Below are 25811 nucleotides of genomic sequence, written 5' to 3'. Positions count from 1 at the left end.
TGGGGTTCGCCTGCGGCTCACCCCAACCTACGCCGACCATTTTTGAAGTTTTGAATATCGGAGAACCCCGCACTTGGACCCAGACCCGTCTAGTCACCTAACGCTGCACTGACGCCGTCTCCCGTCCACGCCTGAGCGCGTGGCCCGGACGCGGCGGACGGTGCTCCGACCGCGTCCGGGCTACCGGCAGCGCTACGCGCTGCCCGTTTTCCCGCCGCCAGCCTGTCGTCATGGCCGCTTCGGCCAGGATGGCGCACGCCCATGCCTCGGGAAAACTCATGTCGTTCCGCATCAAGCATTCTTCCGTTGTCCTGCTGTTCGCTCTCGCTGCCTGTTCGCGTACGGAACAGGCGCCAGCCCCGGCGCCCGCCGTCGTCAACGACGCCGGCATCCTGCGCGTCCCCGCCAACTCGCCGCTGCGCGAGCGCCTGAAAGTGCGCACCGTGGAACAGCGCGCGCTGCCGCATGCGCTGGTGGCGCCGGCCATGATCGAAGCCGATCCCAGCCATACGGTGAACGTGCTCGCGCCGGTCACCGGCCGCATCGCCGAGCTGCGCGTGAAGCTGGGCGACCGCGTCACGCGCGGCCAGGTGCTGGCGCTGATCGCGTCCGGCGACTACGCGCAGGCCGTGGCCGACCAGCGCAAGGCGGCGGATGCACAGGCGCTGGCGAAGCAGACGCTGGACCGCGCGCAAGCCGTGCAGCAGGCCGGCGGCGCCGCGCAGAAGGATCTGGAAGCGGCGCGCAGTGGCTATGCGCAGGCGCAGGCCGAACTGGCGCGCACGCAGGCTCGGCTTGCGGCGCTGGGCGAAGGCGATGCACGCGGCGTGGCGGTGCGTTCGCCTGCCGACGGCAGCGTGACCTCGCTGAGCGCGGCCGTGGGCGCCTTCGCCAACGACGCCAATGCCGCATTGATGACCATCACCGACCTGGGCCATGTCTGGGTCACCGCCAACGTCGCGGAGGACGAAGCCGCGCAGGTGGCGCCGGGCCAGTCCGCCGAGGTGGTGTTGCCGGCCTGGCCGGGCCGGCATGTCGACGGCGTGGTGCAGTCGGTGAGCGACGTGCTCGATGCCGACTCGCGCCGGGTCAAGGCGCGCATCGTGGTGGCCAACGGGGACGGCGCGCTCAAGGCCAACATGTTCGCCACGGCGACATTCCGCGTGCCGCAGCCGCGCACGCTGCTGGTGCCGCAGTCGGCGCTGCTGATGAACAACGACAGCGTCACCGTCTTCGTCGAAGTATCGCCGTGGGCCTTCGTGCGCCGCACGGTGGAGCTGGGCCAGGACGAAGGCGGCGACGCGCGCGTGCTCAAGGGCCTGGCGCCCGGCGAGCGCGTGGTGGTGGCGGGCGGAGTGCTGATCAATGATTGACAAGATCATCGCCTGGTGCCTGCGCAAGCGCGGGCTCGTGTTCGGCATCGCGGTGCTGCTGGCGATCTACGGCCACTACGCGTGGACGCGGCTGTCGGTGGAGGCGTATCCGGAACTGAGCGACGTCACCGTGCAGGTGACCACCCAGGTGCCGGGTCTTGCCGCCGAGGAAATCGAACAGCAGATCACCACGCCGCTGGAGCGCGCGCTGGCCGGCACGCCGGGGCTGGCTTCGATGCGTTCGAGCAGCACCTTCGGCCTGTCGCTGATCACCCTGGTGTTCCGCGACGGCGCGGAAATCTACTGGTCGCGTCAGCGCGTGACCGAGCGTATCGCCGGCGTGACGCTGCCGCAGGGCGTGGCACCGGGCCTCGATCCCGTCTCCGGACCCGCCGGCGAAATCTATCGCTACACGCTGGAGTCGGACACGCGCAACCTGATGGAGCTGTCCGAGCTGCAGCGCTGGAAGGTGATCCCGGCGCTGCAGCAGGTGCCCGGCGTGGCCAACGTGGACAACTTCGGCGGCTTCACCAAGGAGTTCCAGCTCGAAGTCGATCCGCAGAAGCTGCTGCAGTTCGGCGTAGGCATGAACGATGTGATTGCCGCGCTCAGCGCCAACAACACCAATGCCGGCGGCGGCCGGGTCACGCGCGGCGAGCAGTCGTATGTGATCCGCGGCGAAGGGCTGATGCGTTCGCTCAAGGACATGGGCGATATCGTGGTGGTCCAGCACGGCGGCAACCCGGTGCGCATCCGCGACCTGGGCAAGCTGCAGTACGGGCATCAGATCCGCGAGGGCATTCTCGGCAAGGACGGCAATCCCGACACCATCGAAGGCATCGTCGACCTGCTGCTGGGCGAGAATCCGTCGAAGGTGCTGCAAGGCATCCACGCCAAAGTCGACGAGCTCAATCGCCAGCTCGCGCCGATGGACGTGCGCATCGTGCCCTTCCTCGATCGCGACGAGCTGGTGCAGGCCACGGTGAGCAAGGTCGGGCATACCGTGCTGGAGGGCGTGGCCCTGGTCTGCGTGGTGCTGATCCTGTTCCTGGGCAGTCCGCGCAGCGCGCTGGTGGCGGCGGTGGCGATTCCGTTCGCTTTGGTGACCACGTTTATCGCGATGCACTTCACCGGCATGCCGGCGAACCTGTTCTCGCTGGGGGCGATCGACTTCGGCGTGATCGTGGACGGGGCGATCGTGGTGACCGAGGCGATCCTGCGCAAGCGCGAGGCGCGGCCCGACGCCTACCTGCACGAAGCGGACGTGCTCGGCGCGACCAGGCAGGTAGCGCGGCCGATTTTCTTCGCCACCTTGATTATCATCACCGCCTACGCGCCGCTGCTGGCCTTCGAGCGCGCCGAGGGCAAGCTGTTCGCGCCGATGGCGCATACCGTGGGCTACGCGCTGCTGGGTGCGCTGCTGTGCGCGATCACCCTGGTGCCGGCGCTGGCCTGGCTGGCGCTGCGCAAGCCGCGCAAGATGTTCCACAACAAGCCGCTGGAGCGTCTGCAGAGCGGCTATCGCGGTCTGCTCGAACAGCTGCTGCGCCGTCCGCGCGTCGCCTATGCGATCGCCGGCGCCGCGCTGGCCGCGGTGCTGGCGCTGGGCGCGAGCATCGGCCGCGAGTTCCTGCCCGACCTCGACGAAGGCTCGCTGTGGGTGCAGGTGCAGCTGCCCAGCGGCCTGTCGCTGGAGAAGGCCAGCGAGATGGCCAGCGAGTACCGCCGCGTGGTGGGCGAGTTTCCCGAGGTGAGCTACGTGGTCACCCAGCTCGGCCGCAACGACACCGGCAGCGATCCGTGGACGCCTTCGCATATCGAATCCGGCGTGGGGCTGAAGCCATATGCGCAATGGCCGGGTGGCGAGACCAAGGCGCAGTTCGTCAACCGGCTCAATGCACGGCTGCAGCAGCTGCCAGGCATCAGTGTCGGCATCAGCCAGCCGATCATCGATGGCGAGAACGATATGGTCGGCGGTGCGCACAGCCCGCTGGTGCTGCGCATCTACGGCGAGGACTTCAAGGAGCTGCGCCGCGTCGGCGGCGAGATCGTGGGCGTGCTCAAGGACGTGCGCGGCACCGCGGATGCGTCGATCTTCCAGGAACCGCCGATCCCGCAGCTGACCGTGACGGTGGACCGCGATGCGGCCGCGCGCTACGGCATCAACGTGGCCGACATCAACACGCTGATCCAGACCGGCGTGGGCGGTGCGGCGATCACCCAGGCCTATGTGGAGGACCGCGTCTACAACGTCACTGCGCGGGTGCCGCACCAGGTGGCGGCCAGCCCCGCCGCGCTCGGCGGCCTGGTGCTGACCGCACCCTCCGGCGCGCGCGTACCGCTGGCGATGGTGACGCGCATCGTGCAGCAGACCGGCGAAAGCACCATTGCCCACGAGGGCACCGAGCGCCAGCTCACCGTGCGCATCGACAACCGCGACCGCGCGCTGTCGGACTATCTGGCCGAGGCGCAGGCGCGCATCGGCGACAAGGTGAAGTTCGATGCGCGCAAGTACCGCCTGGAATGGGCTGGCCAGTTCGAGAACCAGCAGCGCGCGCAGGCACGCCTGGTGGTGGTGATGCTGCTGGTGCTGGCAGTGATGGCGGTGCTGCTGTTCGCCGAGTTCGGCAATCTGCGCCAGGCCCTGCTGGTGCTGGCGGTGGTGCCGCTGGCCACGCTGGGCGGGCTGATCTCGCTGCACGTAAAGGGCGAGACCTTGAATATCGCCACGGCGGTGGGCTTTATCGCGCTGTTCGGCGTGGCCGTGCAGAACGGCATCATCATGGTCGCCAACTTCAACCGCATGCGCCGCGAAGGCCACGGCGTGCGCGACGCCGTGCTGCTGGGCGCCACCGAGCGCTTCCGCCCCGTGCTGATGACCGCCACGGTGGCCAGCGTCGGCATGCTGCCGGCCGCACTGGCCACCGGCATCGGCACCGACGTGCAGCGCGGGCTGGCCACCGTGGTGGTCGGCGGGCTGGTGATCGCCACCCTGCTTACTTTGTTCATCCTGCCGGCGTTCTACGACGCGCTCGAACGTTTCGTCGAGCGCCGTGCGCGCCGCATGCATCCGGCGAAGGAGATCTGATCATGCGCCAGCTCATTACCAGGTATGCGGGCTGCGCGCTCGCCCTAGGCCTCGCCGGTTGCGCCGTCGGGCCGGACTTCCATCGTCCCGAAGCGCCCAAGGCGCGGATCGAGGCTCCCTCGCTGCCGGACGGCGATACGCAGAAGATCGTCGCCGCGATGGATATTCCCGGCCAATGGTGGACGCTGTTCCACTGCGCGCCGCTGGATGCATTGATCGCCGACGCGCTGCGCCGCAACGCCGATGCGCAAGCCGCGCACGCGGCGCTGCAGGCGGCGTGGGAGAACGTCTATGCGCAGCGCGGTGCGTACTTCCCGCAGGCGAATGCGGGCTACAACCCGACGCGGCAGGACATCGCCAGGGACCTGGCCAGCCCGGCGCAGTCGGGCGCCAGCCTGTACAGCCTGACCACCGCGCAGGTCAGCGTTTCGTATGCGCCGGATCTGTGGAGCGGTACGCGGCGCCAGGTGGAATCGCTGGTGGCGACGGCGCATGCGCAGCGCTTCCAGCTGGAGGCGACCTATCTCACCCTCACCAGCAATCTGGTGAACGCGGCGATCACGGAAGCCTCGCTGCGCGCGCAGATCGACGCCACGCGGGAGATCGTCGAGGCGCAATCGACGATCCTCGCCACCCTGCAGCGCCAGCAGGCGCTGGGCGATGTCTCCGAAGCCGCGGTGGCGGCGCAGCAGGCCGCGCTAGAGCAGAGCCGTGCCGGCTTGCCGCCGCTGGAGAAGCAGCTGGCGCAGCAGCGCGATCTGCTGGCGGCGTTGAGCGGGCGGATGCCCAATGAGCAGATCGATGCGCAGTTCACCTTGGACAGCCTGCAGTTGCCGGCGGAACTGCCGCTGAGCCTGCCGGCGCAGCTGGTGGAGCAACGCCCCGACGTGCGTGCCGCGGAAGAACAGCTGCACGCGGCCAGCGCGGCGATCGGTGTCGCCGCTGCCGCCCGCCTACCCAATGTGCAAATCAACGCCAGCTTCGGCCGCACGGCCGGCAAGGCGGGGGCGCTGTTCGATGCGGGCAGCGGCTTCTGGAACCTCGGTGCCGGCATCACCCAGCCGTTGTTCGACGGCGGCACGCTCAAGCACAAGCAGCGTGCGGCCGAGGCGGGCTATCGGCAGGCAGCGGCGGAGTATCGCGGCACGGCGCTCGCGGCGTTGCAGAACGTGGCCGACGTGCTGCATGCCGTGGAAGCGGACGCGCGGGCGCTGCAGGCGGCGCAGCATGCGGAGCGGGCCGCCGCGCGCAGCCTGGACATTGCACGGAAGCAACTGGCGCTGGGCGACCTCAGCGAAAGCGCGCTGCTCAATGCGCAGCTGGCGTGGCAGCAGGCGCGCATCGCCCTGGTGCAGGCCCAGGCCGGACGCTACGCCGATACGGTGGCGCTGTTCCAGGCGGCGGGCGGCGGCTGGTGGCATCGCGACGATGCCGTGGAGGCGGTCGGTGCGCGGTAACGGTATGGTTAGATATGGACGTTTAGACGTCCATATCGCCAACTCTTTCGCGTGGCTTACGCAATAACTTTCGATATCGCAGGGCCTTTTATGTGCGCTGTGTCACTCGCGACCATGCCATCGGTCATACCCTTGTCGTCTGGGACTGGATGATGTCCCGGCAGGGGAATCTCACAACCAAAGAGGGTGGGTAGACATGGAGTGGAAGAAGTTGCTCACTGGCAGTCTGATGACTGCCGGCATGGTGTTCGCGTTGCCTGTAGTGGCCGGAACCCTGCCTGATCACGAGGAATTCGAAACCGGCTTGTACGTGCCCTTCCAGGGGACGGGTGCGCGTACGGCCCTGCTGCATTTCTCTTATCCGGGCGCCGTGCAGGGCACGCCGGTGGCGTGGTCGGTGGACCTGCTCGATGCGCAGGGCCGCGTGCTGCGCAACTGGCAGGGCCAGAGCGCGCTGCGTGCCGGCGGCACGCAGGCCAAGGTGACCTGGGACGGCCTGGGCGCCGCGGGCGCCACGCTGAGCCCGGGTTTCTACACGGTGCGCCTGCGCGCGATCGCGCTGGACAACGACACCGTACAGCGCATCGGCACCGGCCTGCCGTCCAGCGCGCTCGCGGCGGCGGGCGCCAAGGCGCCGCAGCTGGTGGAAGAGCAGCGCTACGACGTGCTCGTCGGCAGCGTGGCCAAGCCGCAGATGCCGGCGTTCACCGGCCTGCGCCACACCAGCCGCAGCAGCGCGCCGGCGACGATGTCCTCCGCGCTCGTGCAGCCGCAGTCGGTGGGCGCCACGGGCAGCCTGCCGTACACCATCTACTACGGCAATCTGCATAGCCAGACCAACCACAGCGACGGCGGCGGCGACGTCTCCACCTGCGTGGATGCGCAGAATCCGCAGAGCGCGCCGTACGGCCCGGCCGACGCCTACCAGTACGCGCTGAACGACGGCTTGGACATCCTGATGACGTCCGAGCACAACCACATGTACGACGGCTCGACCGGCACCAATGCCTCGGCCAGCCCGGCCACCGCGCACAATCTGTATCAGTCCGGCCTGCAGGCGGCGAGCACGTTCAACGCCGCGCACTCCAACTTCCTGGCCATCTATGGCCTGGAGTGGGGCGTGATCAGCAACGGCGGCCATCTGAACATCTTCAATTCGCCCAGCCTGCTGGAGTGGGAATACAACAGCTCCAACCAGCTGATCGGCGACGTGTTCACCGCCAAGAGCGACTACGCTTCGCTGTACACGCTGATGAAGACCAACGGCTGGGTCGGCCAGTTCAACCATCCGGCCACCAGCGGCCAGTTCAATGCCGGCGGCCAGGATCTGGGCTATACCGCCGACGGCGACCAGGTGATGGTGCTGGCCGAAGTGCTCAACAGCTCGGCCTTCTCGCACAACACCACTGAGACCGAGACCAGCCGCACCAGCTACGAAAACGCGTTCAATATCTTCCTGGAGCGCGGCTACCACGTGGCGCCCAGCTCCGACCAGGACAACCACTGCGCCAACTGGGGCGCCAGCTACACCAACCGCACCGGCGTGCTGATTCCCAATGGCACCACGCTGAGCCTCAACGCCTTCCTCGATGCGATCCGTGCCCGCCACGTGTTCGCCACCGAGGACAAGACCGGCCAGATCGTGCTCACCGCGAACGGCCATCTGATGGGCGAGCGCTTCAGCAACAGCGGCGCGCTGACGCTCACGGTGAACTACGCCAGCACCGCCGGCCACACCGTGCAGCGCGTGCAGGTGTTCGAAGGCGTGCCGGGCAGCAACGGCACGGTGGCCACCACCTCCAGCACCGCCACCACCACCATCACGCCGGCCAATGGCGATCACTTCTACTACGCCAAGATCACCCAGGACGACGGCAAGCAGCTGTGGTCGGCGCCGGTATGGGTGACCCAGGGCGCAGGCAGCGGCGACACCACGCCGCCGACGGTGAGCGCGTCGGAAAGCGGCAGCTCCGGCACCATCACGCTGTCGGCCACGGCCAGCGACAACGTGGGCGTGAGCAAGGTGGAGTTCTATGTCGACGGCGCGCTGAAGGCCACCGACACCGCCACGCCGTACACGGCCACGGTGGACTCGACCACGCTCGCCAACGGCTCGCACAGCCTGGTGGCGAAGGCGTATGACGCGGCCGGCAATGTCGGCACCAGCTCGACGGTGAGCTTCAGCGTGTCCAACAGCAGCGGTGGCGACACCACGCCGCCGACGGTGAGCGCTTCGGAAAGCGGCACTTCCGGCACCATCACCTTGTCGGCCACGGCCAGCGACAACGTGGGCGTGAGCAAGGTGGAGTTCTATGTCGACGGCACGCTCAAGGCTACCGACACCGCTTCGCCGTACACGGCCACGCTCGATTCCACCACGCTCGCCAACGGCAGCCACAGCCTGGTGGCCAAGGCCTACGACGCGGCCAACAACGTCGGCACCAGTGCGACGGTGAGCTTCAGCGTGTCCAATGGCGGCGGCACGGCTACCGAACTGGTGAAGAACGGCGGCTTCGAGAGCGGCGCCACCTCGTGGACGCAGACCAGCGGCGTGATCAACAACACCAGCGGCGAAGCGGCCCACACCGGCAGCTACAAGGCCTGGCTGGATGGCTACGGTTCCGCGCACACGGATTATGTGCGCCAGTCCATCACCATCCCGGCCACCGCCACCAAGGCCACGCTCGACTTCTTCATGCATATCGACACGGCCGAAAGCGGCAGCACCGCCTACGACACGCTGAGCGCGCAGGTGATCACCTCCGCCGGCAAGTACGTGACGCTGGCGACCTGGTCCAACGCCAACGCCGCGACGGGCTACCAGGAGCACACGGTGGACCTGTCGGCGTATATCGGCCAGACCATCCAGATCAACTTCTACGGGGTCGAGGACAGCTCGAATCAGACCTCGTTCGTGATCGACGATGTGAGTGTGAAGGCGCAGTAAGCCGTCGGGCCCGTCATCCCGGCGCAGGCCGGGATGACGGGTTCAGGGTGGCGTATCGGAGTCGGGTATCGAGCGGGCCGGTGGCGGACATGCGGGGACGTTCTCGCGTTGGCGATCGTGCTGTCCGTCTCGTTGGGGTTCGCTGCGCTCACCCCAACCTACGTGTTGGCCGTGCGCTCAATCGATGCGCGTATCGACCGATACCGCTTCCCACGTATCGATATCCACCAGCATCTTCTGCGCATGCCCGCGGATCGCGTCGACCGCATCGCGTCCCAGTGCCAGGCGCAGCGGGGTGTCGTCGGCTTCCAGCGCCTTGGCGATGGCGGCGGCGGCCTTGAGCGGGTCGCCTTCCTGGGTCTGGTGCATGCCGTGCGCGAACTGGCGCGTGGCGCCCACGGTGTCGGCATAGGCCGGCAGTTCCGGCATGTAGCGCATGCCGGCGCCGGCCAGGTTGGTGCGGAATTGCCCGGGTTCCACGATCAGCACCTTGATGCCGAACGGCGCCACTTCGCCGGCCAGTGCCTCGGACAGGCCTTCCAGCGCGAACTTGCTGGCGGAGTAGGCGCTGAAGCCGGCGAACGAAAGCTGCCCGCCCAGGCTGGTGATATTGACGATGGCGCCGCTGCGCTGCGCGCGCAGCAGCGGCAGCGCGGCGCGGATCACGCCGGCGGCGCCGAAGAAATTGGTGTCCATCAGCGCGCGCAGTTCGGCGTCGGGGGTTTCCTCCACCGCGCCGACCACGCTGTAGCCGGCGTTGTTGATCACGATATCCAGGCGGCCGAAGCGCTCGACGCCGGCCATGATCGCGGGGTCGGCCTCGTCCGGCTGGGCCACGTCCAGGCGCTGCGCCAGCACGCGGTCCGGCGCCAGCTTTACCAGCGGGGCCAGGCGCGCGGTGTCGCGCGCGGTGGCGACGACGCTGTCGCCGCGGCCCAGCGCGTAGCGCGCGAAGGCATCGCCGAAACCGCTCGATGCGCCGGTGATGAACCAGACTTTGCCTGCCATGGAAGCCCCCGTAATCACGGTCAAGGAACGCACTCCGCGTTCCGGAGCGGCGATGCTAGCGGATCGCCGCGCGAGTTGTCGGGATGCCTTGTGGCACGTGAAGCGCGCGTCAGTGCGACAGCGCGCGCTCGATCGCTTTTTCCGCCAGCGGCGCCATGCGCGCATAGCCGGCGGGCGTCGGATGCACGCCGTCGCCGGCCAGTTCCGCGTCGAGGCCGCCATCCTGGTTGGCCATGGCGCTGTAGTAGTCCAGATACACGGCGCCGTTGGCCGCGGCGTACTGCTTGATCCACGCATTCAGCGCGCGCACCTTGTCCGCCGGCTGCAGGCCGCGGCGCCACGGGTAGTCGCTGACGGGAAGAATGGAAGCGAGGATCACGCGGATATGGTGGGCGCGCGCCAGCTCCGCCATCGAGCGCAGGTTGTCCTCGATCATCTCCGGCGTGCTCACGCCGCTGTTGCCGGCGATGTCGTTGGTGCCGGCCAGGATCAGCACGGCCGCGGGCTTGAGGTCGATCACGTCCTGGCGGAAGCGCACCAGCATCTGCGGCGTGGTCTGGCCGGCGATGCCGCGGTTCACGTAGGGCTTGCCGGGAAAGAACGCGGTGTCCTGCTGGCGGCCCCAGTTGTCGGTGATGGAGTCGCCGTAGAACACCACGCGCCGCTCGCCGGGCTTGGGCGCTTCGAGGTGCGCATTGGCTTCGCGGTAGCGCGCGAGCTGCGGCCAGTCGGCCAGGCGCTGCTGCAGCGAGGCGATGTCGTCGGGTGCGAGCGAGGATGGCGCGGCGGTGTAGAGCGGGTCGATCGCTTCGGGCCTTGATTGATCGGGCCTGGGTTGATCGGTCCTGGGTTGATCGGGCGCGGCGTGGTCCTGGGCCGAGGCGATGGGCGCGATCAGGACAAGAGCGAGCAGCAGGGTACGGATACGGAAGGCTGGCACGGCGTGGTTCCGTTTGGACGTCCGAACGACGGGAACGTCCCTTGTAGCCGGTTCACCACGCCGATGCGAGCGGCGCGCGCACGCTTTCAGGGGTCGGGGTTCTGCTCGAACTTGCCCAGCACCTGCCACAGGTTGGCCAGCTCGCGCGCCACGTCGGCGCGGTCGCCGTCGCTGATATTGGTGATCAGCACGCGGCCGGTGCCGGTGGTGGGGTTGAACGACATCTGCACGGTGACGCCGGCATCGCCGCCGTTATGGCCCAGCTCGCCGCCGGCGGTGCGCTGCCAGAACAGGCCCTGGTCCAGGCCGTCGCCCGCGCGCACGCCCTTGGGCTGCTCGCCCTTGGGCCAGGCGGGGCCGAACATGGTCTTGTACGAGGCCGCCGACAGCAGGCCGGCGCGGCCGCCGTAGCCGCTGATCATCTCGGCCAGGAACTTGCCCACGTCGTTGCAGGAGGAGTACAGGCCGCTGGCCGCGTAGGACGGGAAGCTGTACGGCGCCAGCGGCTTCTTGTTCTTGTCGTACAGCGTGGCCTGCGGGCCCTGCGTGTCGGACGGCGTCCAGCCGGTGGCGTTCATGCCGAGCTTCTGGAAGATGCGTTCGCGCGTGACCATGCGGTACGGGCTGCCGGCCTTGTATTCCACCGCCAGCGCGACCAGGGCCGAGCCGAGGTTGCTGTAGCGGTAGGTGCTGCCGGGCGCGGTCCTGGCGAAGTTGGCCTCGTTGTAGCTGGCGCCCATCGGCTCGAGATAGGCCTTGAGCAGGCTGCGCGTGTCGAACGAGGCAGGCGTGCCCTTGCCGTAGCTCTGCGTGTAGAACGGCTCGCGGTCGACGATGCCGGAGCTGTGCGTGGCGAGCTGGCGCAGGGTGATGGCGCTGGAGGCGTAGTGCGGGTTGTGCACGTCGAACGGCAGCTGGCGGCTTACGTCGGTATCCAGCGACAGCGCGCCGATCTGCACCTGCTGCATCAGCGCCACCGCCAGCACCGGCTTGGCGATCGAGGCCACGGGCTGCACGGTGTCCGGCGTATACGGGCGCTTGCTGGCCAGGTCCGCATAGCCGAAGCCCTTGGCGTAGCGCACGCCGGCGCGGTCGACGACGGCCACGCAGTAGCCCGGCAGGGTGGACTTCGCCTGCAGTTCGTCCAGCGCCTTCTGCAGGGTGGACGGCGTGGTGGCGGCGGCCGCGCGCGGCAGCGCCTGCGCGGGCAGGCCGGCGGCCAGGCTCAGCGCGGCGGCGAGCGCGCAGGCGGAGAAGCGGGCCAAGGCATGGCCCGCGCTGCGACCCGGCAGGGTCGGCGGCGTGGTGTCGAGGTGCATGGGTTCCCTGTTCGTCCTGAAGCAATGGGGCTCCTGGGTCAGGCATTTTAGCCGGGGCGGGGACCCGGATGGGGCAATTTTCGTGCGGCGCAGCACGAAAGCCGAGGCGGGCGCCTGGCTGGGTCCGCTCAGAACAGCTTGCGGTAGACCACGAAGCCGGAGTGCTCGGCCACCTGGTCGTACAGCCGCATGGCCGTGGCGTTGGTGTGGTGGGTATGCCAGTACACCCGCGGCGAGCCGGCCTGGCGGGCCTGCGCGTAAACGGTCTCGATCAGTGCCTTGCCCACGCCGCGGCCGCGGGCGGCCTCGGCGGTGAACAGATCCTGCAGATAGCAGTTCAGGCCGATCGCGGTGGTGCTGCGGTGGAACAGGTAGTGCACCAGCCCCAGCAGCGCGCCGCCGCTTTCGGCCACCAGCGCATGCACCGGTTCGCCCTCGTCGAAGAAGCGTTCCCAGGTGGTGCGGGTGATTTCCTCCGGCAGCGCGGTGGGGCCGGAGCGGCCGTAGAAGGCGTTGTAGCCGTCCCACAGCGGGGTCCAGGCGGCGAGGTCGCTGCGGCGGATGGGGCGGACGATGACGGGGTGGGGCACGAAGGATCCTCAGGCGGCCGCTGCGCTCGCCGGTGTCTTCAGGAGCCGGCGCTCTCGCGCGCCACGCGGCGGCGGTGCCGCCACCACAGCACCAGCACCACCGCCAGGACGATGCCGCCCAGCGCCCACAGGCTGCTCTGGCCGCGGCGGATCCACATCACCAGCCACTCGTGGTTGTTGGCGCCGAAATAGCCCAGATAGACCCAGATCGGCACGCTGATCAGCGCGGCCAGGCCGTCCAGCAGAAAGAAGCGCATGAACGACACGCGGTGGGTGGTGCCGGCGGTGATGTACACCGCGGTGCGCATGCCGGGCAGGAAGCGCGCGATGAACATCAGGCGATTGCCGTAGCGCTCGAACTTCTCCTGCACCTTGGCGTAGCGCTCCGGCGTGAGCACGCGCGCGACCACCCGCCATTGCAGGATGCGCGCGCCGTAGTGGTGGCCGAGCAGGAACATGCCCGCGTCGCCCAGCAGCACGCCGACCATCGACACCGCGAACATGATGTGCACGTTGCCGTAGCCCAGGCCCGTGATGACGCCGCCGGCGACCAGGGTGATGTCCTCCGGCAACGGCGCGCCGGCACCGCACAGCAGCAGTGCGATGAAGACGGCGGCGTAGCCGTTCTCGGCGAACAGCGTGACGAGTCGTTCAAGCAGATCCATCGACGTCCTTGCCTGGTCGAGCCCCGGCGGAAAGCGAGGGGCGATGATCCCACAGGCGGGCCATTCCATGGGCGCCGGCCGGCGGGGGCGAAGCGGGGGAGCATAACCGCATGGCGCTTCAGTTGGATGTGGCGGGAGGTGGGGCCACGCGCAAGGCCAGCAGCTCGCGCAGCTCCGCTTTCTCCGCGCCGTCGAGCGTGCCTTCGCGGCTGCGCGCGATGAGGAATTCGCGGCGCTGCTCGGTGGCCTGGTGTTCCATGCGCTGCAGCGCGTCGAAGAACTCCACGCGTTGCAGCTCGGGCTCGCCGACCACGGTGGCGGCCATCAGTTTTTGCAGTGCGGGATACTCCGGGCGCTCGGCGAAGTGCTCCACCAGCACCACCGGGTTGATGCCAGGGCGCGCGCGGCACAGGTCGATCAGTTCGGCGAGCAGCTCGATGCCGGGCTTGTCCAGGCGCAGGAAACCGTACGGCCGCACGACCTCGTCGGCCATGCCCGGCTGGGTCAGCAGCAGCGCGATGGCGCTGCGCACCAGGCTGCGCTGCACCGCCACCGGTCGCTGCGCGGCGCGGCGCGGCGCGGCATCGGCCTGCAGCACGGCGCGGGCGCCGGTGCGGCGTTCCAGGTCCTGCGCCATCAGGTCGCGGAAGGCGCCGTCGGGCAGGCGGGCGATCAGCGGGCGGGCGCGCTCGGCCAGGCGGGCGCGGCCGTCGAGGCTGCCGATGTCCACTTCGTGGGCCAGTTCGCCGAAGAAATATTCCGACAGCGGGGTGGCGTTCTTCAGGCGCTGCTCGAAGCCCTGCTTGCCTTCCTTGCGAATCAACGTATCCGGGTCTTCGCCGTCGGGCAGGAACAGGAAATACGCCTGGCGGCCGTCGCGCAGGCGCGGCAGCGCGGCTTCCAGGGCCTTCCATGCGGCGGCGCGGCCGGCGCGGTCGCCGTCGAAGCAGAACACCACGTCGGGCGCGGCGCGGAACAGCACTTCGGTGTGGTCCGGCGTGGTGGCCGTGCCCAGGGTGGCCACCGCGATCGGCAGGCCGGCCTGGTGCATGGCGATCACGTCCATATAGCCCTCGACCACCACGATGCGCGCCAGGTTGCTGTTGGCCTGCTTTACCTGCCACAGCGCGAACAATTCGCGGCCCTTGTGGAACAGCGCGGTCTCGGGCGAGTTGAGGTATTTCGGCCCCTGCTCGGACTGCAGCACCCGGCCGCCGAAGGCGATCACGCGGCCGCGGCGGTCGAGGATGGGGAACATCAGGCGTTCGCGGAAACGGTCGTATTTGTTGCCGCGCTCGTTGCTGGCGACCATGCCGGCGTCGTTGAGCAGCTGCATGCGCTTGGCATCGGTGCCCAGCGCCTTCAGCACGCCGTCGAAACCGGCCGGCGCCCAGCCGATGCGGAAGCGCGCGATGGTGTCGGCGTCGAGGCCGCGCTTCTTGCAGTAGGCCTGCGCCTCGGGGCTGTGCGGCAGCTGGCCTTCGTACCAGCGGGCGGCGCTGTCGAGCAGGCTGTAGAGGTCGGACTTGTCTTCGCGCGGGGCGTTGTCGCGGCCGCCTTCGAAAGGCACTTTCAGGCCGACCGACTGCGCCAGTTCCTCCACTGCGTCGGGGAATTCCAGGCGGTCGTAGTCCATCAGGAACTTGATCGCGCTGCCGTGCGCGCCGCAGCCGAAGCAGTGGAAGAACTGCTTGGCCGGGCTGACGTAGAACGAGGGCGAGCGCTCGTTGTGGAACGGGCAGCAGGCGGTCCATTCGCGCCCGGCCTTCTTCAACGGCACGCGCCGCTCGATCACGTCGACGATGTCGACGCGGGAGAGCAGTTCGTCGATGAAGGTGTCGGGGATACGGCCGCGCATAAGCTCTCTAGTGTACGGGTGCGGTCAAGGGGCGGGGCCGGCTTATGCTGGTGGTCCATCGTCGGGGGAGGCGGGCATGGCGGCAAGTGCACAGGTGCGTTTCAGGCCGGCGGTGGCGGGGGATGTGGCGGCGGCGGTGCCGCTGATCCACAGTTCGGGGCCGGGGGCGTTCGAATACGTGTTCGCGGTACCGGGACGCAGCGATGCGCAGGCCTTCCTGCGCCACGCCTTTGTCGACGGCGCCGGCGAATTCGGCTGGCGCAACCACTGCGTGGGGGAGTTGCACGGGCGGGTGGTGGCGGTCGGCGCCGGCTACGGGGCGTCGGCGCAATGGACGTTCACCTTGGCGGCGGCGCGGCAGATCTTGGCTTTCTTCGGCTGGCGGCATGCGGGCGGGGTGATCGCGCGCGGCCTGCGGGTGGAGGGGGTGATCAGGCCGCCGTCGGGGCGGATGCATTACCTGGCCCACCTGGGCGTGGAGCCGGCCCTGCGCGGGCGCGGCATCGGCGCGGCGCTGGTCGAGCATCTGGCCGCGCAGGCTGCCGCTTTGGGGCGCATGCCGCTGGCGCTGGATGTGGCGGTAACCAATCCGCGCGCGCAGGCGCTGTACGAGCGCTGCGGCTTTGCGGTGACCGGGGAGCGGCCCTCCGCCCTGGCCGATGCGCGGGGACAGGTGCCCCCGCATCGGCGCATGGAGCGGTGGGGCCAGGTGATGGGGAACTAGGCGATGTGGAAGATGCCGACCACGGCCAGCAGCGCGATCAGGAACAGGATCACGAAGATCGCGAACAGGACCTTGGCGATGGTGCCGGTGATGCCGGAGACCGAGTAGAAACCCAGCCAGCCGGTGACCAGCGAAACGATGGCGAAGATGATGGCCCACTTGAGCATGCGTCTCTCCTTAGTCGTAGGCCGCGGCAGCGGCATCCGCGAGGGTTGCCGTGCCGGCGTGAAGGACTTGGCTGGATAATGCGTGGGCGGCGTCATGCCGCGACGCGGCTTTAACGCCGCGTTGGAAACGGTTTAGTTCGGAGATAACGCCATGTTGACGGCGATGATGTTGCGCGCGCAGCGCGCGATCGTGCGGCGCTTCGAGGAAGCGGGCGCGACGAGTACGGAATCGGCGCGCGGCGCCGAGGAGCTGAAACTGACGCCGGGCATTGCCTGGTACCAGCTGGTGGAGCGCGGCGTGCTGCGCTGCCCGGGCGAGGGGCGCTATTTCCTGGACCGCGAGCGCTGGGAGCAGGTGAGCAGCCAGCGCCGCCACCACGCATGGGTGATGGTGGTGGCCGTAATCGCGCTGGTGCTGCTGCTGTTCTGGCTGCGTACGGCGGGCGGCCTGGGCCACTAGGGGCCTTAAGTGAGGCAGGCCTCAGGTGAGGCAGGCCTCAGGCGAGGCAGGCCTCAGGCGAGGCGGGCCTTCACGCGGGCCGAGACCACGGCCATGTCGGCGCGGCCGGCGGACTGCTGCTTCACCGCGGTGACCACCTTGCCCATGTCGCGGGCGGAGCTGGCGCCGGTGCTGGCGATGGCGGCGGTGATCAGCTCGTCGATCTCCGCTTCGCTGAGCTTGGCCGGCAGGTAGGTCTCGATCACGGCGACTTCGGCGCGCTCGGCGTCGGCCAGGTCCTGGCGCTGGGCGGCGTCGAACTGGGTGATCGAATCGCGGCGCTGCTTGAGCATCTTTTCCAGCACGGCCAGGGTCTGCACGTCGTCCAGCTCGATGCGCTCGTCCACTTCGCGCTGCTTGATCGAGGCCAGGATCAGGCGGATCACGGCGAGGCGGGCCTTGTCGCCGCCGCGCATGGCGTTCTTCATGTCTTCTTGGAGCTGTTGCCTGAGGGACATGTCACTCTCCGGGGAGGGGCTGTTGGCGTGAAGGAAACGCATAAAGCCGGCGTTGCCTGAGGCAACGCCGGCCGATGCTGGAGCGATAAGGCAGCGGCTGCGGATGCTCGCGCCGGCTGCCGTGGCATGAAAGGTGGCAGGCGGCGCCGCTGGCGCCAGGCCTCGACCTTTGCGTCCGCCGAAGGGCGGACGGCAGCCTCAGTACAGGCGCGTGCGACGCGAGGTGTCGCGCGAGAGACGGCGCAGGTGACGCTTCACCGCGGCGGCGCGCTTGCGCTTACGCTCCTGGGTCGGCTTTTCGTAGAACTCGCGCTTGCGGGTCTCGGCCAGGACGCCGGCCTTTTCACAAGTACGCTTGAAGCGACGCAGGGCAAGCTCGAACGGCTCGTTCTCGCGGACTTTTACGCTGGGCATGGAAACTCCGAGTGGTAAACTTGCCCGTCTGATCGGGCGAGCCGCGAAGTATAGCGTGGACACGAAGCAATTTTCAAAGCCCGTGCTGGGCATCGAGACGTCCTGCGACGAGACCGGGGTGGCCCTGCTGCGCTGGGAGCCCGCCGCGCCGGGCCGCGGCCTGCTGTCCCATGCCCTGTACAGCCAGATCAAGCTGCATGCCGACTACGGCGGCGTGGTGCCGGAACTGGCCAGCCGCGACCACGTGCGCAAGCTGCTGCCGCTGGTGCGCGAGGCCCTGGCCGAGGCCGGCCTGACCCCGCAGGACGTGGGCGGGGTGGCCTATACCGCCGGCCCCGGCCTGGTCGGGGCCCTGCTGGTGGGCGCCTCCGCCGCGCGGGCCATGGCCTGGGCGCTGGGCGTGCCGGCCATCGGCGTGCACCACATGGAAGGCCACCTGCTGGCCCCGCTGCTGGAGGAGGACCCGCCGGAGCCGCCGTTCGTGGCCCTGCTGGTCTCCGGCGGGCATTCCATGCTGGTGGAAGTGCAGGGCATCGGCCGCTACAAGATCCTGGGCGACACCCTGGACGACGCCGCCGGCGAAGCCTTCGACAAGACCGCCAAGCTGATGGGCCTGCCGTATCCCGGCGGCCCGGCGCTGGCCGCGCTGGCCCAGCAGGGGCGGGCGGGCGTGTTCCGCTTCTCGCGGCCGATGACCGACCGGCCCGGGCTGGATTTCAGCTTCTCGGGCCTGAAGACCCAGGTGCTGCTGGCGTGGCAGCAGTCGGACCAGTCCGAGCAGACCCGCGCCGACGTCGCCCGCGCCTTCGAGGAAGCCATCGTCGACACCCTGGCGATCAAGTGCCGCCGCGCCCTGCAGGCCGCCGGCGCCCAACGGCTGGTGATCGCCGGCGGCGTGGGCGCCAACAAGCGCCTGCGCGCGGAGCTGGCCGAGGCCGGCGCCAAGGAAGGTTTCCGCGTGTATTTCCCGCGCCTGGCCTTCTGCACCGACAACGGCGCGATGATCGCCCTGGCCGGCGCGATCCGCCTCGCCGCCGGCCAGCAGCAGGACGAAAGCGTGCAGGTCTTCCCGCGCTGGGACCTGGAAACCCTGCCGGCGGTTTAAGCGCGCGTGATGCGCGCCAGGGAATAGGGAATCGTCAATAGGGAATAGGAAAAGCGGCGCGCGACGAGACGAAGCGCTACGCTTTTCCTATTCCCTACTCTCTATTCCCTGTTCCCGCCCAAAGAGCCATGGACATCGTTTTCATCGAAGACCTGCGCATCGACACCGTCATCGGCATCTACGACTGGGAGCGCCGCGTGCGGCAGACGCTGTCGTTCGACCTGGAAATGGCCTTCGACAACACCCGGCCCGCGGCCAGCGACGACATCGCCGACACGCTCAACTACAAGGACGTGTCCAAGCGCCTGATCGAATACGTGGAAGCCTCCAGCTTCGGCCTGGTCGAGACGCTGGCCGAGCGCTGCGCGGCGATCGTGCGCGAGGAATTCGGCGTGGCCTGGGTGCGGCTGAAGCTGTCCAAGCCCGGCGCGGTGCGCGGCGCCCGTTCGGTCGGCGTGCGCATCGAGCGCGGCGTGCGTCCGGGCTGAGCGGCGGCATGGCACGCGTTTACCTGAGCCTGGGTTCCAACCAGCAGCCGCGGCGGTATCTGCACGCCGCGCTGGACGAACTGCGCGCGCGCTTCGGCGCCATCGAGGTATCGCCGGCCTACCGCAGCAAGGCGGTGGGCTTCGACGGGCCGGACTTCGTCAACCTGGCGGTGGGCCTGGATACCGAGCTGGCGCCGGAAGCGCTCAACGACTGGCTGCATGCGCTGGAAGACCGCCACGGACGCCGCCGCGACGTGCCGCGTTATTCCGACCGCACGCTGGACGTGGACATCGTGCTGTACGGCGACCTGGTGCGGCAGGGCGAAGGGCACCTGGACATTCCGCGCAAGGAACTGAAGCACGCCTTCGTGCTGCGACCGATCGCCGACATCGCGCCAGGCTTGCGCCACCCTGTCGACGGGCGAAGCATGGCCGAGCTGTGGGCGGCTTTTCCCGCGGCGAGCGAGCCGTTGACGGTCGAGCCGCTGTAAGGACGCACTGTCGCGTTTCCGGCGCAGATGCTAGAAATCGCGGCGCAACTTTCACCAAGGGACGAGGTAGGGGATATGGCAGGCAAGTTTGCGCGCAGTTGGAATCTGATGAAGGCGAGCGCAGCGGTGCTGCGTTCGGACAAGGCGTTGATGATGTTCCCGCTGCTGTCGGGATTGTGCTGCCTGCTGGTGGCGGCAAGCTTCATCATCCCCATTGCCATTGCGGCGGCGGGCATGGAGCACGTGAGCCGCGACAAGCTGCCGCTCGGCTGGTACGTGGCGACGTTCGCGTTCTACCTGGTGCAGTACTTCGTGATCATCTTCTTCAATACCGCGCTCGCCGGCGCGGCGCTGCAGCGCCTGCGCGGCGAAGAGACCAGCCTGGCGGCCGGTTTCGCCATCGCCAAGTCGCGCGTCGGCGCGATCTTCGGCTATGCGCTGATCGCCGCCACGGTGGGCCTGTTCCTGCGCGCGCTGCAGGAGCGGCTGGGTTTCGTCGGCCGCATCGTGGCCGGCCTGCTCGGCCTGGCCTGGACGGTGGCCACCTTCCTGGTGGTGCCGGTGCTGGCCAGCGAGGAGATCGGTCCGATGGAAGCGGTGAAGCGCAGCGTGGAGCTGCTCAAGCGCACCTGGGGCGAAAACCTGATCGGCAACGCCGGGATCGGCGTGGTGTTCGGGTTGCTGAGCTTCGTGTTGATCGTGGTCATGGGCGCCCTGGTGGTCGGTGCGCTGACGACGGAGTCGCTGCCGCTGATCGTGGCGGCCATCGCGGTGGCGGTGGTGAGCCTGATCGTGCTGGCGCTGGTGCAGGCTTCGCTGCAGGGCATCTATTCGGCGGCGCTGTACCAGTACGCCGAAGAGGGCAAGGTCGGCGGCGGTTTCGACCAGGCGCTGCTGGAGCAGGCGTTTCGCACCAAGAGCTGATGCGCGCGCCGGTGCGTATCGGGAAGGGCGGCAGCGATGCCGCCCTTTTTCATGGCATCAGATCGACAGCGAGCGGCCGCCGTCGATGCGGATGATCTGGCCGGTGACGAAGGGCGCGTCGCGCAGCAGCCACAGCACGGCGCCGGCCACGTCCTGCGGCGAACCGGCGCGCCGTAGCGGGGTGCGCGCGAGCATGGCCTGCTGGTCGTCGTAGGGCTTGCCGTCGCTGGGCCACATCACCGCGCCGGGGGCGATGCCGTTGACGCGGATGTCGGGGGCCAGATCCAGCGCCAGCGAGCGCGTCATCGCGGCGAGCGCGGCTTTGGCCATGCAATAGATGGGGTGGTTGGCGAGCGGGCGTTCGGCGTAGACGTCGACCAGGTTGACAATGGCGCCATGCGTTTCGCGTAGCGCCGGGGTGGCGGCCTGGGCGAGGAAGAACGGGGCCTGCGCGTTGGAGGCGAACAGTTCGTTCCATTGCGCGGTGGTGGCGCTGCCGACCGGGGTGGGAAAGAAGGCGGAGGCGTTGTTGACCAGGGCGTCGAGGCGGCCGTAGTGCTGCAGCGCCTGTTCGATCATCGCGGGCAGGCCGTCGAGGTCCGCCAGTTCGCCCTGGATGGCCAGCGTGCTGCCCGCGCGCTGGTGTTCCAGTTCGGCCGCAAGCGCGACGGCTTCGTTGACCGAGCTGCGGAAATGCAGGACGAGGTCGTAGCCCGCCGCATGCAGCGTGCGCGCAATCTCCGCGCCGACGCGCTTGACGCCGCCGGTGATCAAGGCGACGGGGCGTTCCTGACGTGGCGGCATGCGCGGCTCCTGCGGGCGAAACAGCCGGCAGCTTGCCGGAAAGCGTGCGGGAGGTCATCCCGCGCCGCGACGTTTTCTATTTCGGCGGATGGTGCTTGTCGCTGCGCGAGCGCGTCACGCGCGCCATCACGCGCGCGGCGCCGGTCGCGGTTTTCTCCACCACCGCATTGCGGGCGCGGCGCACGGCGCCGGGTTGGCGTTCGACGGCAGCGGCGAGGCGCGCGTCTTCGCCGCCGCCTTCGAAGTCGAAATCTCCGCCGAACATCGAGATGGCGGTGCTCGCTACTTGTCCCGTGTCGTAATACGCATAGGCGCCGACGCCGAGCGCACCCACCACCGGCAGCCAGCGCGACAGGCCCTTGCCTACCGTGCGCTGGGTGATCTTCACGCCGACGCGCTTGGCCACGCGCTCGGCCACCGCATACGACATGCGGCGGAACAGCAGGCGGTCGCCCATGCGCACCACCAGGTCGCGGAACGCCTGCGCGGCGGTGTGGCGGAACAGGCACCACAGCATCTGTTCGCGGCCCAGTTCCGCGTGGCGGCCGTAGGCGGCGGCGATGTCGCTGACCATCTGCGCCTGGATCTTCCAGATCGCGATCAGCTCCGGCAGCACGGTAAGCCAGCCCAGCGGCCCCGGCGGCAGCGCCAGCGAGCCGGCGGTGAGCGCGGCGCGCTGCGCGGCGCGGTTGGCGATGCGGCGCGCCTCGGTCTCCGGCTCGCCGCTGGGGCCGACCTTGCTGCCCGGGATGTCGCTGACGAAGTCGAGGATCGCGCGGGTCACGCGGCTGTGGTCTTCCGCGGTGATCACGGCGGGGAGTTGCTTGCGGTCGTCGCTCATGCGGGCCTCGGGGACTGGGGTGCCTGGTCGCGGGTGGAGTCTAGGCGTTGTCGATGAAACCGTTGCGAACGCTGCGCCGTTATCGGCCGGTGTGGCCGCAACCGATTGTTCCCGCAAGATATTGCGCTCGAAAGCATGACTTTCGGGGCAGGTAAATGAAAGGTAGGACTGGCAACGTTATAACGTATCGAAACGCAGCCGCCCTCCACCTACTCCCCGAGTGACCCGATGAAGCACACCCTGCTCGCCCTCAGCCTTGCCGCCGCCTTGTTCGCCGCCGCCGCCCAGGCCGCCGACACCGATACCACCGGCACGGATACCAACAGCGGCGCACGCAACAAGCCGCCGGCCAAGGTGCAGCAGCTGGGGGCGATCGACGTGAGCGCCGCGCTGGATATCTCGCGCAACGCGCTGTCGCCGGATACCGGCAGCAGCCAGTACGTGATCGACCAGAAGGCCATCGCGCAGCTGCCGCTGGGCGACAGCACGCCGGTGAACCAGGTGCTGCTGCAGGCGCCGGGCGTGGTGCAGGACTCCTACGGCGGCCTGCACGTGCGCGGCGACCACGCCAACCTGCAATACCGCATCGACGGCGTGATCATTCCCGAATCGATCTCCGGCTTCGGCCAGACCCTCGACACCCGCACCATCAAGAACGTGAAGCTGCTCGACGGCGCGCTGCCCGCGCAGTACGGCCTGCGCACCGCCGCGGTGGTCGACATCAGCACCAAGAGCGGCCACGACCTGGGCAACGGCGGCAGCGTCGGCATCACCGGCGGCTCGTTCGGCACGCTCAATCCGAATGCCTCGTTGTGGGGCAGCACCGACCGCTGGAGCTACTTCCTCACCGCCAACTATCTGGAAAGCGACGTCGGCATCGAAAACCCCACGCCGAGCCGCAAGCCGATCCACGACCACACCAACCAGGTGAAGGCGTTCGGCGACATCTCGTACCTGATCGACAACCAGACCCGCCTGAGCTTCCTGTTCGGCATGGCCAACAGCCGCTTCCAGATCCCGAACAACCCGGGCCAGACGCCGACCTTCGGCTATCTGGACGTCACCGATTTCGATTCGGCCAAGCTCAACGAACAGCAGCGCGAAAACACCCGCTTCGGCGTGCTCGCCCTGCAGGGCAAGCTCGGCGCCACCGACTACCAGGTGTCGGTCGGCCAGCGCTATTCCAGCCTGACGTTCACGCCGGACATGATCGGCGACCTGATGTTCAACGGCGTCGCTTCCGGCATCAACCGCAGCAACCGCGCCAGCACCCTGCAGGCGGATTTCGCCACCCCGCTGGGCGATGCCCACACGCTGCGCTACGGCGTGTACGGCAGCTTCGAGCGCGCGCCCAGCAGCACCAGCGCCTGGGTGTTCCCGGTCGACGCCGACGGCAACCAGTCCAGCACCACGCCGATCAATATCCTCGACGGCAACCGCCTCACCGCCAAGACCTGGTCCGGCTACGTGCAGGACGAATGGAGCATCGGCGAAAAGCTCACCGTGAACTACGGCCTGCGCGGCGACGTGTACAAGGCCTTCCGCACCGAAAGCCAGCTGAGCCCGCGCCTGGGCGCGGTCTACCAGGCCAGCGACGACACCACCCTGCACGCCGGTTACTCGCGCTACTTCACGCCGCCGGCGACCGAGGCGATCACCACCACCAATATCCAGAAGTTCGACGGCACCACCAATGCGCTGCCGGACAACGGCAGCAACACGCCGCTGGCCGAGCGCAGCGATTATTTCGACGCCGGCATCCAGCAGCGCATCGGTTCCTCGCTGACCCTGGGCCTGGATGCGTACTACCGCAAGGTGCGCCGCCTGCAGGACGAAGGCCAGTTCGGCGCCGCGCTGGTGTATTCCACCTTCAACTACGCCAAGGGCCGCATCCGCGGCGTGGAATTCACCGCGGACTACGACAACGGCCCGTGGTCGGCCTACTTCAACGTCGCGCTGTCGCAGGCGATGGGCGAGCGGGTGATCACCAGCCAGTACAACTTCGCGCCGGACGATCTGGCCTACGTGGCCGACCATTACATCCACCTGGACCACGACCAGAAGATCGCCTCCTCCGGCGGCGTGAGCTACGCCATCGATCCGGCCACCCGCGTCGGCGCCAACTACCTGTTCGGCAGCGGCCTGCGCCGCGACGGCACAGTGCCGAACGGCGCCTCGATGCCGGCCTACTTCCAGCTCAACCTCAGCCTGTCGCACGACTTCGAGTTCCAGAGCACCGGCAAGCTGCACACCCAGCTGGCCGTGATCAACGCGCTGGACCGCACCTACCAGCTGCGCGACGGCACCGGCATCGGCGTGGGCGCGCCGCAGTTCGGTCCGCGCCGCGGGCTGTACGCCACGGTGCAGAAGGACTTCTAAGCGGCTCGATGCACGAACGCCGCGCCCGCAAGGGCGCGGCGAGCGCTATCCTTGCGCGATGAATCCCAGCTTTTCCCGCCTTCCCGAGCCCGGCGCCGACGAGCGCGCCCACTCCGACCATCTGCTGGCGCGCCTGCGCGAACACATTGCCGCGCACGGCCCCATGCCCTTCGCCGAATACATGGGCCGCTGCCTGTACGAGCCGGGCCTGGGCTACTACAGCGCCGGCGCCACCAAATTCGGCGCGGCAGGCGACTTCATCACCGCGCCGGAACTGGGCGACCTGTTCGCGCGTTGCGTGGCGAAAGTCATCGGCCCGGTGCTGGAACTGCTTGGCGACGAAGCCGACGTGCTCGAACTCGGCGGCGGCAGCGGTGCTTTCGCCGAATCCGCGCTGCTGGCCTTCCACGCCAACGCGCAGCTGCCGCGCCGCTATCTGATCCTTGAACCCAGCGCCGACCTGCGCGAACGCCAGCGCGAGCGCCTGGCCGCGGCGTTGCCGCCGGCACTGTTCGCGCGCGTGCAATGGCTGGATCGCCCGCCGGAAGAAGCATGGCGCGGTGCGCTGTTCGCCAACGAAGTGATCGACGCCCTGCCCACCACGCGCTTCACCTTGCGCGCGGGCGAGGTCTACGAGGAATACGTCGCGCTCGACGGCGAAGGCCGGCTGATGCGCGTCGATCGTCCCGCCGACGCGCTGGTCTCCGGCGCCGTGCGCCATCTGGAGCGCGATACCGAAAGCAGCTTCGCCGACGGCTACCGCTCCGAAGTGCTGCCGCAGCTGCCGTACTGGATGCAGGCCATCGCCGGCTCGCTCACTGCTGGCGTCATGTTGTTTATCGACTACGGCTACGTGCGCCGCGAGTACTACCAGCCCGGCCGCAGCGACGGCACATTGATGGCGCACTACCGCCACCACGCGCACGCCGATCCGCTGTTCCTGCCCGGCCTCAACGACCTCACCGCCTCGGTGGATTTCACCGCGCTGGCCGAAGCCGGCAACCAGGCCGGTTTCGGCGTGGCGGCGTATCTGCCGCAGGCGCAGTTCCTGATCGCCGCCGGCCTGCAGCAGGCCTTCGAAGACGCCTATGCCGACGCACCGGACGAAGCGGCGCGCTACCGCCTCGCCCAGCAGGTGAAGAAGCTCACCTTGCCGGACCAGATGGGCGAACGCTTCCAGGCGATGGTGCTGGCGCGCGGCACGGACGTGGTGCCGCTGCCGGCCCAGATGCTCGAAGCCGATCAGGGCGACCGTCTGTAAGGGGGCGCCGT

At 68.7% G+C, this 25811-nt stretch carries 23 protein-coding genes; 12 read left to right on the top strand and 11 right to left on the bottom strand.

Annotated features, from left to right (window positions below; all coding sequences use genetic code 11):
• The first annotated feature begins 278 nt into the window (after positions 1-278).
• From ISN75_RS19825 to ISN75_RS19810, 4 genes are all read left to right on the top strand, one after another.
• Complete coding sequence (locus ISN75_RS19825) at positions 279-1373, top strand: efflux RND transporter periplasmic adaptor subunit (RefSeq protein WP_343817786.1); 1095 nt, start codon at positions 279-281, stop codon at positions 1371-1373.
• On the top strand, positions 1366-4461 hold the full coding sequence (locus ISN75_RS19820) for a CusA/CzcA family heavy metal efflux RND transporter (RefSeq protein ID WP_343817784.1): 3096 nt from the start codon (positions 1366-1368) through the stop codon (positions 4459-4461). Before ISN75_RS19825 ends, ISN75_RS19820 begins: the two co-directional genes overlap by 8 nt.
• Before the next feature lie 2 nt (positions 4462-4463).
• A complete protein-coding gene (locus ISN75_RS19815) occupies positions 4464-5918 on the top strand; it encodes an efflux transporter outer membrane subunit (RefSeq protein ID WP_343817782.1) in 1455 nt (484 codons plus the stop codon).
• A gap of 196 nt (positions 5919-6114) precedes the next feature.
• The gene (locus tag ISN75_RS19810; protein WP_423385097.1) at positions 6115-8865 is read left to right on the top strand and encodes an Ig-like domain-containing protein; all 2751 of its coding nucleotides are present in this window, start codon (positions 6115-6117) and stop codon (positions 8863-8865) included.
• 177 nt (positions 8866-9042) lie between these two features.
• Here ISN75_RS19810 and ISN75_RS19805 read toward each other — a convergent pair whose 3' ends face one another.
• The 6 genes from ISN75_RS19805 to dnaG form a co-directional block, all read right to left on the bottom strand.
• Complete coding sequence (locus tag ISN75_RS19805; protein WP_167253588.1) at positions 9043-9873, bottom strand: oxidoreductase; 831 nt, start codon at positions 9871-9873, stop codon at positions 9043-9045.
• Between the two features lie 109 nt (positions 9874-9982).
• A complete protein-coding gene (locus tag ISN75_RS19800) occupies positions 9983-10813 on the bottom strand; it encodes an SGNH/GDSL hydrolase family protein (RefSeq protein WP_423385096.1) in 831 nt (276 codons plus the stop codon).
• Positions 10814-10899: 86 nt separating this feature from the next.
• Positions 10900-12132 carry a serine hydrolase domain-containing protein gene (locus ISN75_RS19795; RefSeq protein ID WP_167253590.1) on the bottom strand — a complete coding sequence of 411 codons (1233 nt, stop codon included), beginning with the start codon at positions 12130-12132 and terminating at the stop codon, positions 10900-10902.
• A gap of 128 nt (positions 12133-12260) precedes the next feature.
• Positions 12261-12722, bottom strand: a complete 462-nt coding sequence (locus ISN75_RS19790; RefSeq protein WP_343817777.1) for a GNAT family N-acetyltransferase — start codon at positions 12720-12722, stop codon at positions 12261-12263.
• Between the two features lie 38 nt (positions 12723-12760).
• A complete protein-coding gene (locus tag ISN75_RS19785; RefSeq protein WP_343817775.1) occupies positions 12761-13387 on the bottom strand; it encodes a DedA family protein in 627 nt (208 codons plus the stop codon).
• A 118-nt stretch (positions 13388-13505) separates the two neighbouring features.
• Positions 13506-15245, bottom strand: a complete 1740-nt coding sequence (dnaG, locus tag ISN75_RS19780) for a DNA primase (RefSeq protein WP_168648268.1) — start codon at positions 15243-15245, stop codon at positions 13506-13508.
• A 76-nt stretch (positions 15246-15321) separates the two neighbouring features.
• Between dnaG and ISN75_RS19775 the strand changes: the two genes are divergently transcribed.
• Complete coding sequence (locus ISN75_RS19775) at positions 15322-15969, top strand: GNAT family N-acetyltransferase (RefSeq protein ID WP_343817773.1); 648 nt, start codon at positions 15322-15324, stop codon at positions 15967-15969.
• Here the strand turns inward: ISN75_RS19775 and ISN75_RS19770 are convergent.
• Positions 15966-16136: a DUF1328 domain-containing protein gene (locus ISN75_RS19770; protein WP_167253600.1), complete on the bottom strand. Its 171-nt coding sequence runs from the start codon at positions 16134-16136 to the stop codon at positions 15966-15968. The genes ISN75_RS19775 and ISN75_RS19770 overlap by 4 nt on opposite strands.
• 151 nt (positions 16137-16287) lie before the next feature.
• On the opposite strand from ISN75_RS19770, the gene ISN75_RS19765 reads away from it, so the two are divergent.
• On the top strand, positions 16288-16596 hold the full coding sequence (locus ISN75_RS19765) for a hypothetical protein (RefSeq protein ID WP_168648266.1): 309 nt from the start codon (positions 16288-16290) through the stop codon (positions 16594-16596).
• A 53-nt stretch (positions 16597-16649) separates the two neighbouring features.
• On the opposite strand, the gene ISN75_RS19760 is transcribed toward ISN75_RS19765, so the two are convergent.
• Together ISN75_RS19760 and rpsU are read right to left on the bottom strand one after the other, a co-directional pair.
• On the bottom strand, positions 16650-17093 hold the full coding sequence (locus ISN75_RS19760) for a GatB/YqeY domain-containing protein (protein ID WP_167253604.1): 444 nt from the start codon (positions 17091-17093) through the stop codon (positions 16650-16652).
• A gap of 198 nt (positions 17094-17291) precedes the next feature.
• Positions 17292-17507, bottom strand: a complete 216-nt coding sequence (gene rpsU / locus ISN75_RS19755) for a 30S ribosomal protein S21 (protein WP_014404075.1) — start codon at positions 17505-17507, stop codon at positions 17292-17294.
• Between the two features lie 55 nt (positions 17508-17562).
• Here rpsU and tsaD point away from each other — a divergent pair, with 55 nt between their 5' ends.
• The 4 genes from tsaD (at position 17563) to ISN75_RS19735 (ending at position 20515) form a co-directional block, all read left to right on the top strand.
• Entirely contained in the window at positions 17563-18612 is a 1050-nt protein-coding gene (tsaD, locus tag ISN75_RS19750; protein ID WP_343817770.1) for a tRNA (adenosine(37)-N6)-threonylcarbamoyltransferase complex transferase subunit TsaD, read from the top strand.
• Positions 18613-18740: 128 nt separating this feature from the next.
• Positions 18741-19100, top strand: a complete 360-nt coding sequence (folB, locus tag ISN75_RS19745; RefSeq protein ID WP_214570894.1) for a dihydroneopterin aldolase — start codon at positions 18741-18743, stop codon at positions 19098-19100.
• 8 nt (positions 19101-19108) lie between these two features.
• A complete protein-coding gene (gene folK / locus ISN75_RS19740) occupies positions 19109-19591 on the top strand; it encodes a 2-amino-4-hydroxy-6-hydroxymethyldihydropteridine diphosphokinase (RefSeq protein WP_343817768.1) in 483 nt (160 codons plus the stop codon).
• A 108-nt stretch (positions 19592-19699) separates the two neighbouring features.
• Positions 19700-20515: a DUF6159 family protein gene (locus ISN75_RS19735; RefSeq protein WP_343817766.1), complete on the top strand. Its 816-nt coding sequence runs from the start codon at positions 19700-19702 to the stop codon at positions 20513-20515.
• Between the two features lie 57 nt (positions 20516-20572).
• Here the strand turns inward: ISN75_RS19735 and ISN75_RS19730 are convergent, their stop codons facing one another.
• Both ISN75_RS19730 and ISN75_RS19725 read right to left on the bottom strand, forming a co-directional pair.
• Entirely contained in the window at positions 20573-21319 is a 747-nt protein-coding gene (locus tag ISN75_RS19730) for a pteridine reductase (protein WP_343817764.1), read from the bottom strand.
• A gap of 76 nt (positions 21320-21395) precedes the next feature.
• The gene (locus tag ISN75_RS19725; protein WP_343817762.1) at positions 21396-22160 is read right to left on the bottom strand and encodes a hypothetical protein; all 765 of its coding nucleotides are present in this window, start codon (positions 22158-22160) and stop codon (positions 21396-21398) included.
• Positions 22161-22388: 228 nt separating this feature from the next.
• Here ISN75_RS19725 and ISN75_RS19720 point away from each other — a divergent pair, with 228 nt between their 5' ends.
• Both ISN75_RS19720 and ISN75_RS19715 read left to right on the top strand, forming a co-directional pair.
• Positions 22389-24539 carry a TonB-dependent receptor gene (locus ISN75_RS19720; protein ID WP_168648262.1) on the top strand — a complete coding sequence of 717 codons (2151 nt, stop codon included), beginning with the start codon at positions 22389-22391 and terminating at the stop codon, positions 24537-24539.
• A gap of 58 nt (positions 24540-24597) precedes the next feature.
• Positions 24598-25800 (top strand): class I SAM-dependent methyltransferase, encoded by a 1203-nt coding sequence (locus ISN75_RS19715; RefSeq protein ID WP_343817760.1) that lies wholly within the window; start codon positions 24598-24600, stop codon positions 25798-25800.
• Positions 25801-25811 lie beyond the last annotated feature (11 nt).

It is taken from the genome of Dyella marensis, assembly GCF_049532885.1.
GTDB classification, from domain to species: Bacteria; Pseudomonadota; Gammaproteobacteria; order Xanthomonadales; family Rhodanobacteraceae; genus Dyella_D; species Dyella_D marensis.
The sequence above is the reverse complement of the archived record's forward strand: the minus strand, read 5'-3'. Positions and strand labels throughout refer to the sequence as shown.

Coding starts and splice junctions, on each gene's coding strand:
- ISN75_RS19820 (WP_343817784.1), top strand. CDS start 1,366: ATGATTGACAAGATCATCGCCTGGTGCCTGCGCAAGCGCGGGCTCGTG.
- rpsU (WP_014404075.1), bottom strand. CDS start 17,507: ATGCCCAGCGTAAAAGTCCGCGAGAACGAGCCGTTCGAGCTTGCCCTG.
- ISN75_RS19735 (WP_343817766.1), top strand. CDS start 19,700: ATGAAGGCGAGCGCAGCGGTGCTGCGTTCGGACAAGGCGTTGATGATG.
- ISN75_RS19810 (WP_423385097.1), top strand. CDS start 6,115: ATGGAGTGGAAGAAGTTGCTCACTGGCAGTCTGATGACTGCCGGCATG.
- ISN75_RS19720 (WP_168648262.1), top strand. CDS start 22,389: ATGAAGCACACCCTGCTCGCCCTCAGCCTTGCCGCCGCCTTGTTCGCC.
- ISN75_RS19775 (WP_343817773.1), top strand. CDS start 15,322: ATGGCGGCAAGTGCACAGGTGCGTTTCAGGCCGGCGGTGGCGGGGGAT.
- ISN75_RS19795 (WP_167253590.1), bottom strand. CDS start 12,132: ATGCACCTCGACACCACGCCGCCGACCCTGCCGGGTCGCAGCGCGGGC.
- ISN75_RS19815 (WP_343817782.1), top strand. CDS start 4,464: ATGCGCCAGCTCATTACCAGGTATGCGGGCTGCGCGCTCGCCCTAGGC.
- ISN75_RS19785 (WP_343817775.1), bottom strand. CDS start 13,387: ATGGATCTGCTTGAACGACTCGTCACGCTGTTCGCCGAGAACGGCTAC.
- ISN75_RS19770 (WP_167253600.1), bottom strand. CDS start 16,136: ATGCTCAAGTGGGCCATCATCTTCGCCATCGTTTCGCTGGTCACCGGC.
- ISN75_RS19765 (WP_168648266.1), top strand. CDS start 16,288: ATGTTGACGGCGATGATGTTGCGCGCGCAGCGCGCGATCGTGCGGCGC.
- dnaG (WP_168648268.1), bottom strand. CDS start 15,245: ATGCGCGGCCGTATCCCCGACACCTTCATCGACGAACTGCTCTCCCGC.
- ISN75_RS19725 (WP_343817762.1), bottom strand. CDS start 22,160: ATGAGCGACGACCGCAAGCAACTCCCCGCCGTGATCACCGCGGAAGAC.
- ISN75_RS19825 (WP_343817786.1), top strand. CDS start 279: ATGTCGTTCCGCATCAAGCATTCTTCCGTTGTCCTGCTGTTCGCTCTC.
- folK (WP_343817768.1), top strand. CDS start 19,109: ATGGCACGCGTTTACCTGAGCCTGGGTTCCAACCAGCAGCCGCGGCGG.
- ISN75_RS19760 (WP_167253604.1), bottom strand. CDS start 17,093: ATGTCCCTCAGGCAACAGCTCCAAGAAGACATGAAGAACGCCATGCGC.
- folB (WP_214570894.1), top strand. CDS start 18,741: ATGGACATCGTTTTCATCGAAGACCTGCGCATCGACACCGTCATCGGC.
- ISN75_RS19730 (WP_343817764.1), bottom strand. CDS start 21,319: ATGCCGCCACGTCAGGAACGCCCCGTCGCCTTGATCACCGGCGGCGTC.
- ISN75_RS19805 (WP_167253588.1), bottom strand. CDS start 9,873: ATGGCAGGCAAAGTCTGGTTCATCACCGGCGCATCGAGCGGTTTCGGC.
- ISN75_RS19715 (WP_343817760.1), top strand. CDS start 24,598: ATGAATCCCAGCTTTTCCCGCCTTCCCGAGCCCGGCGCCGACGAGCGC.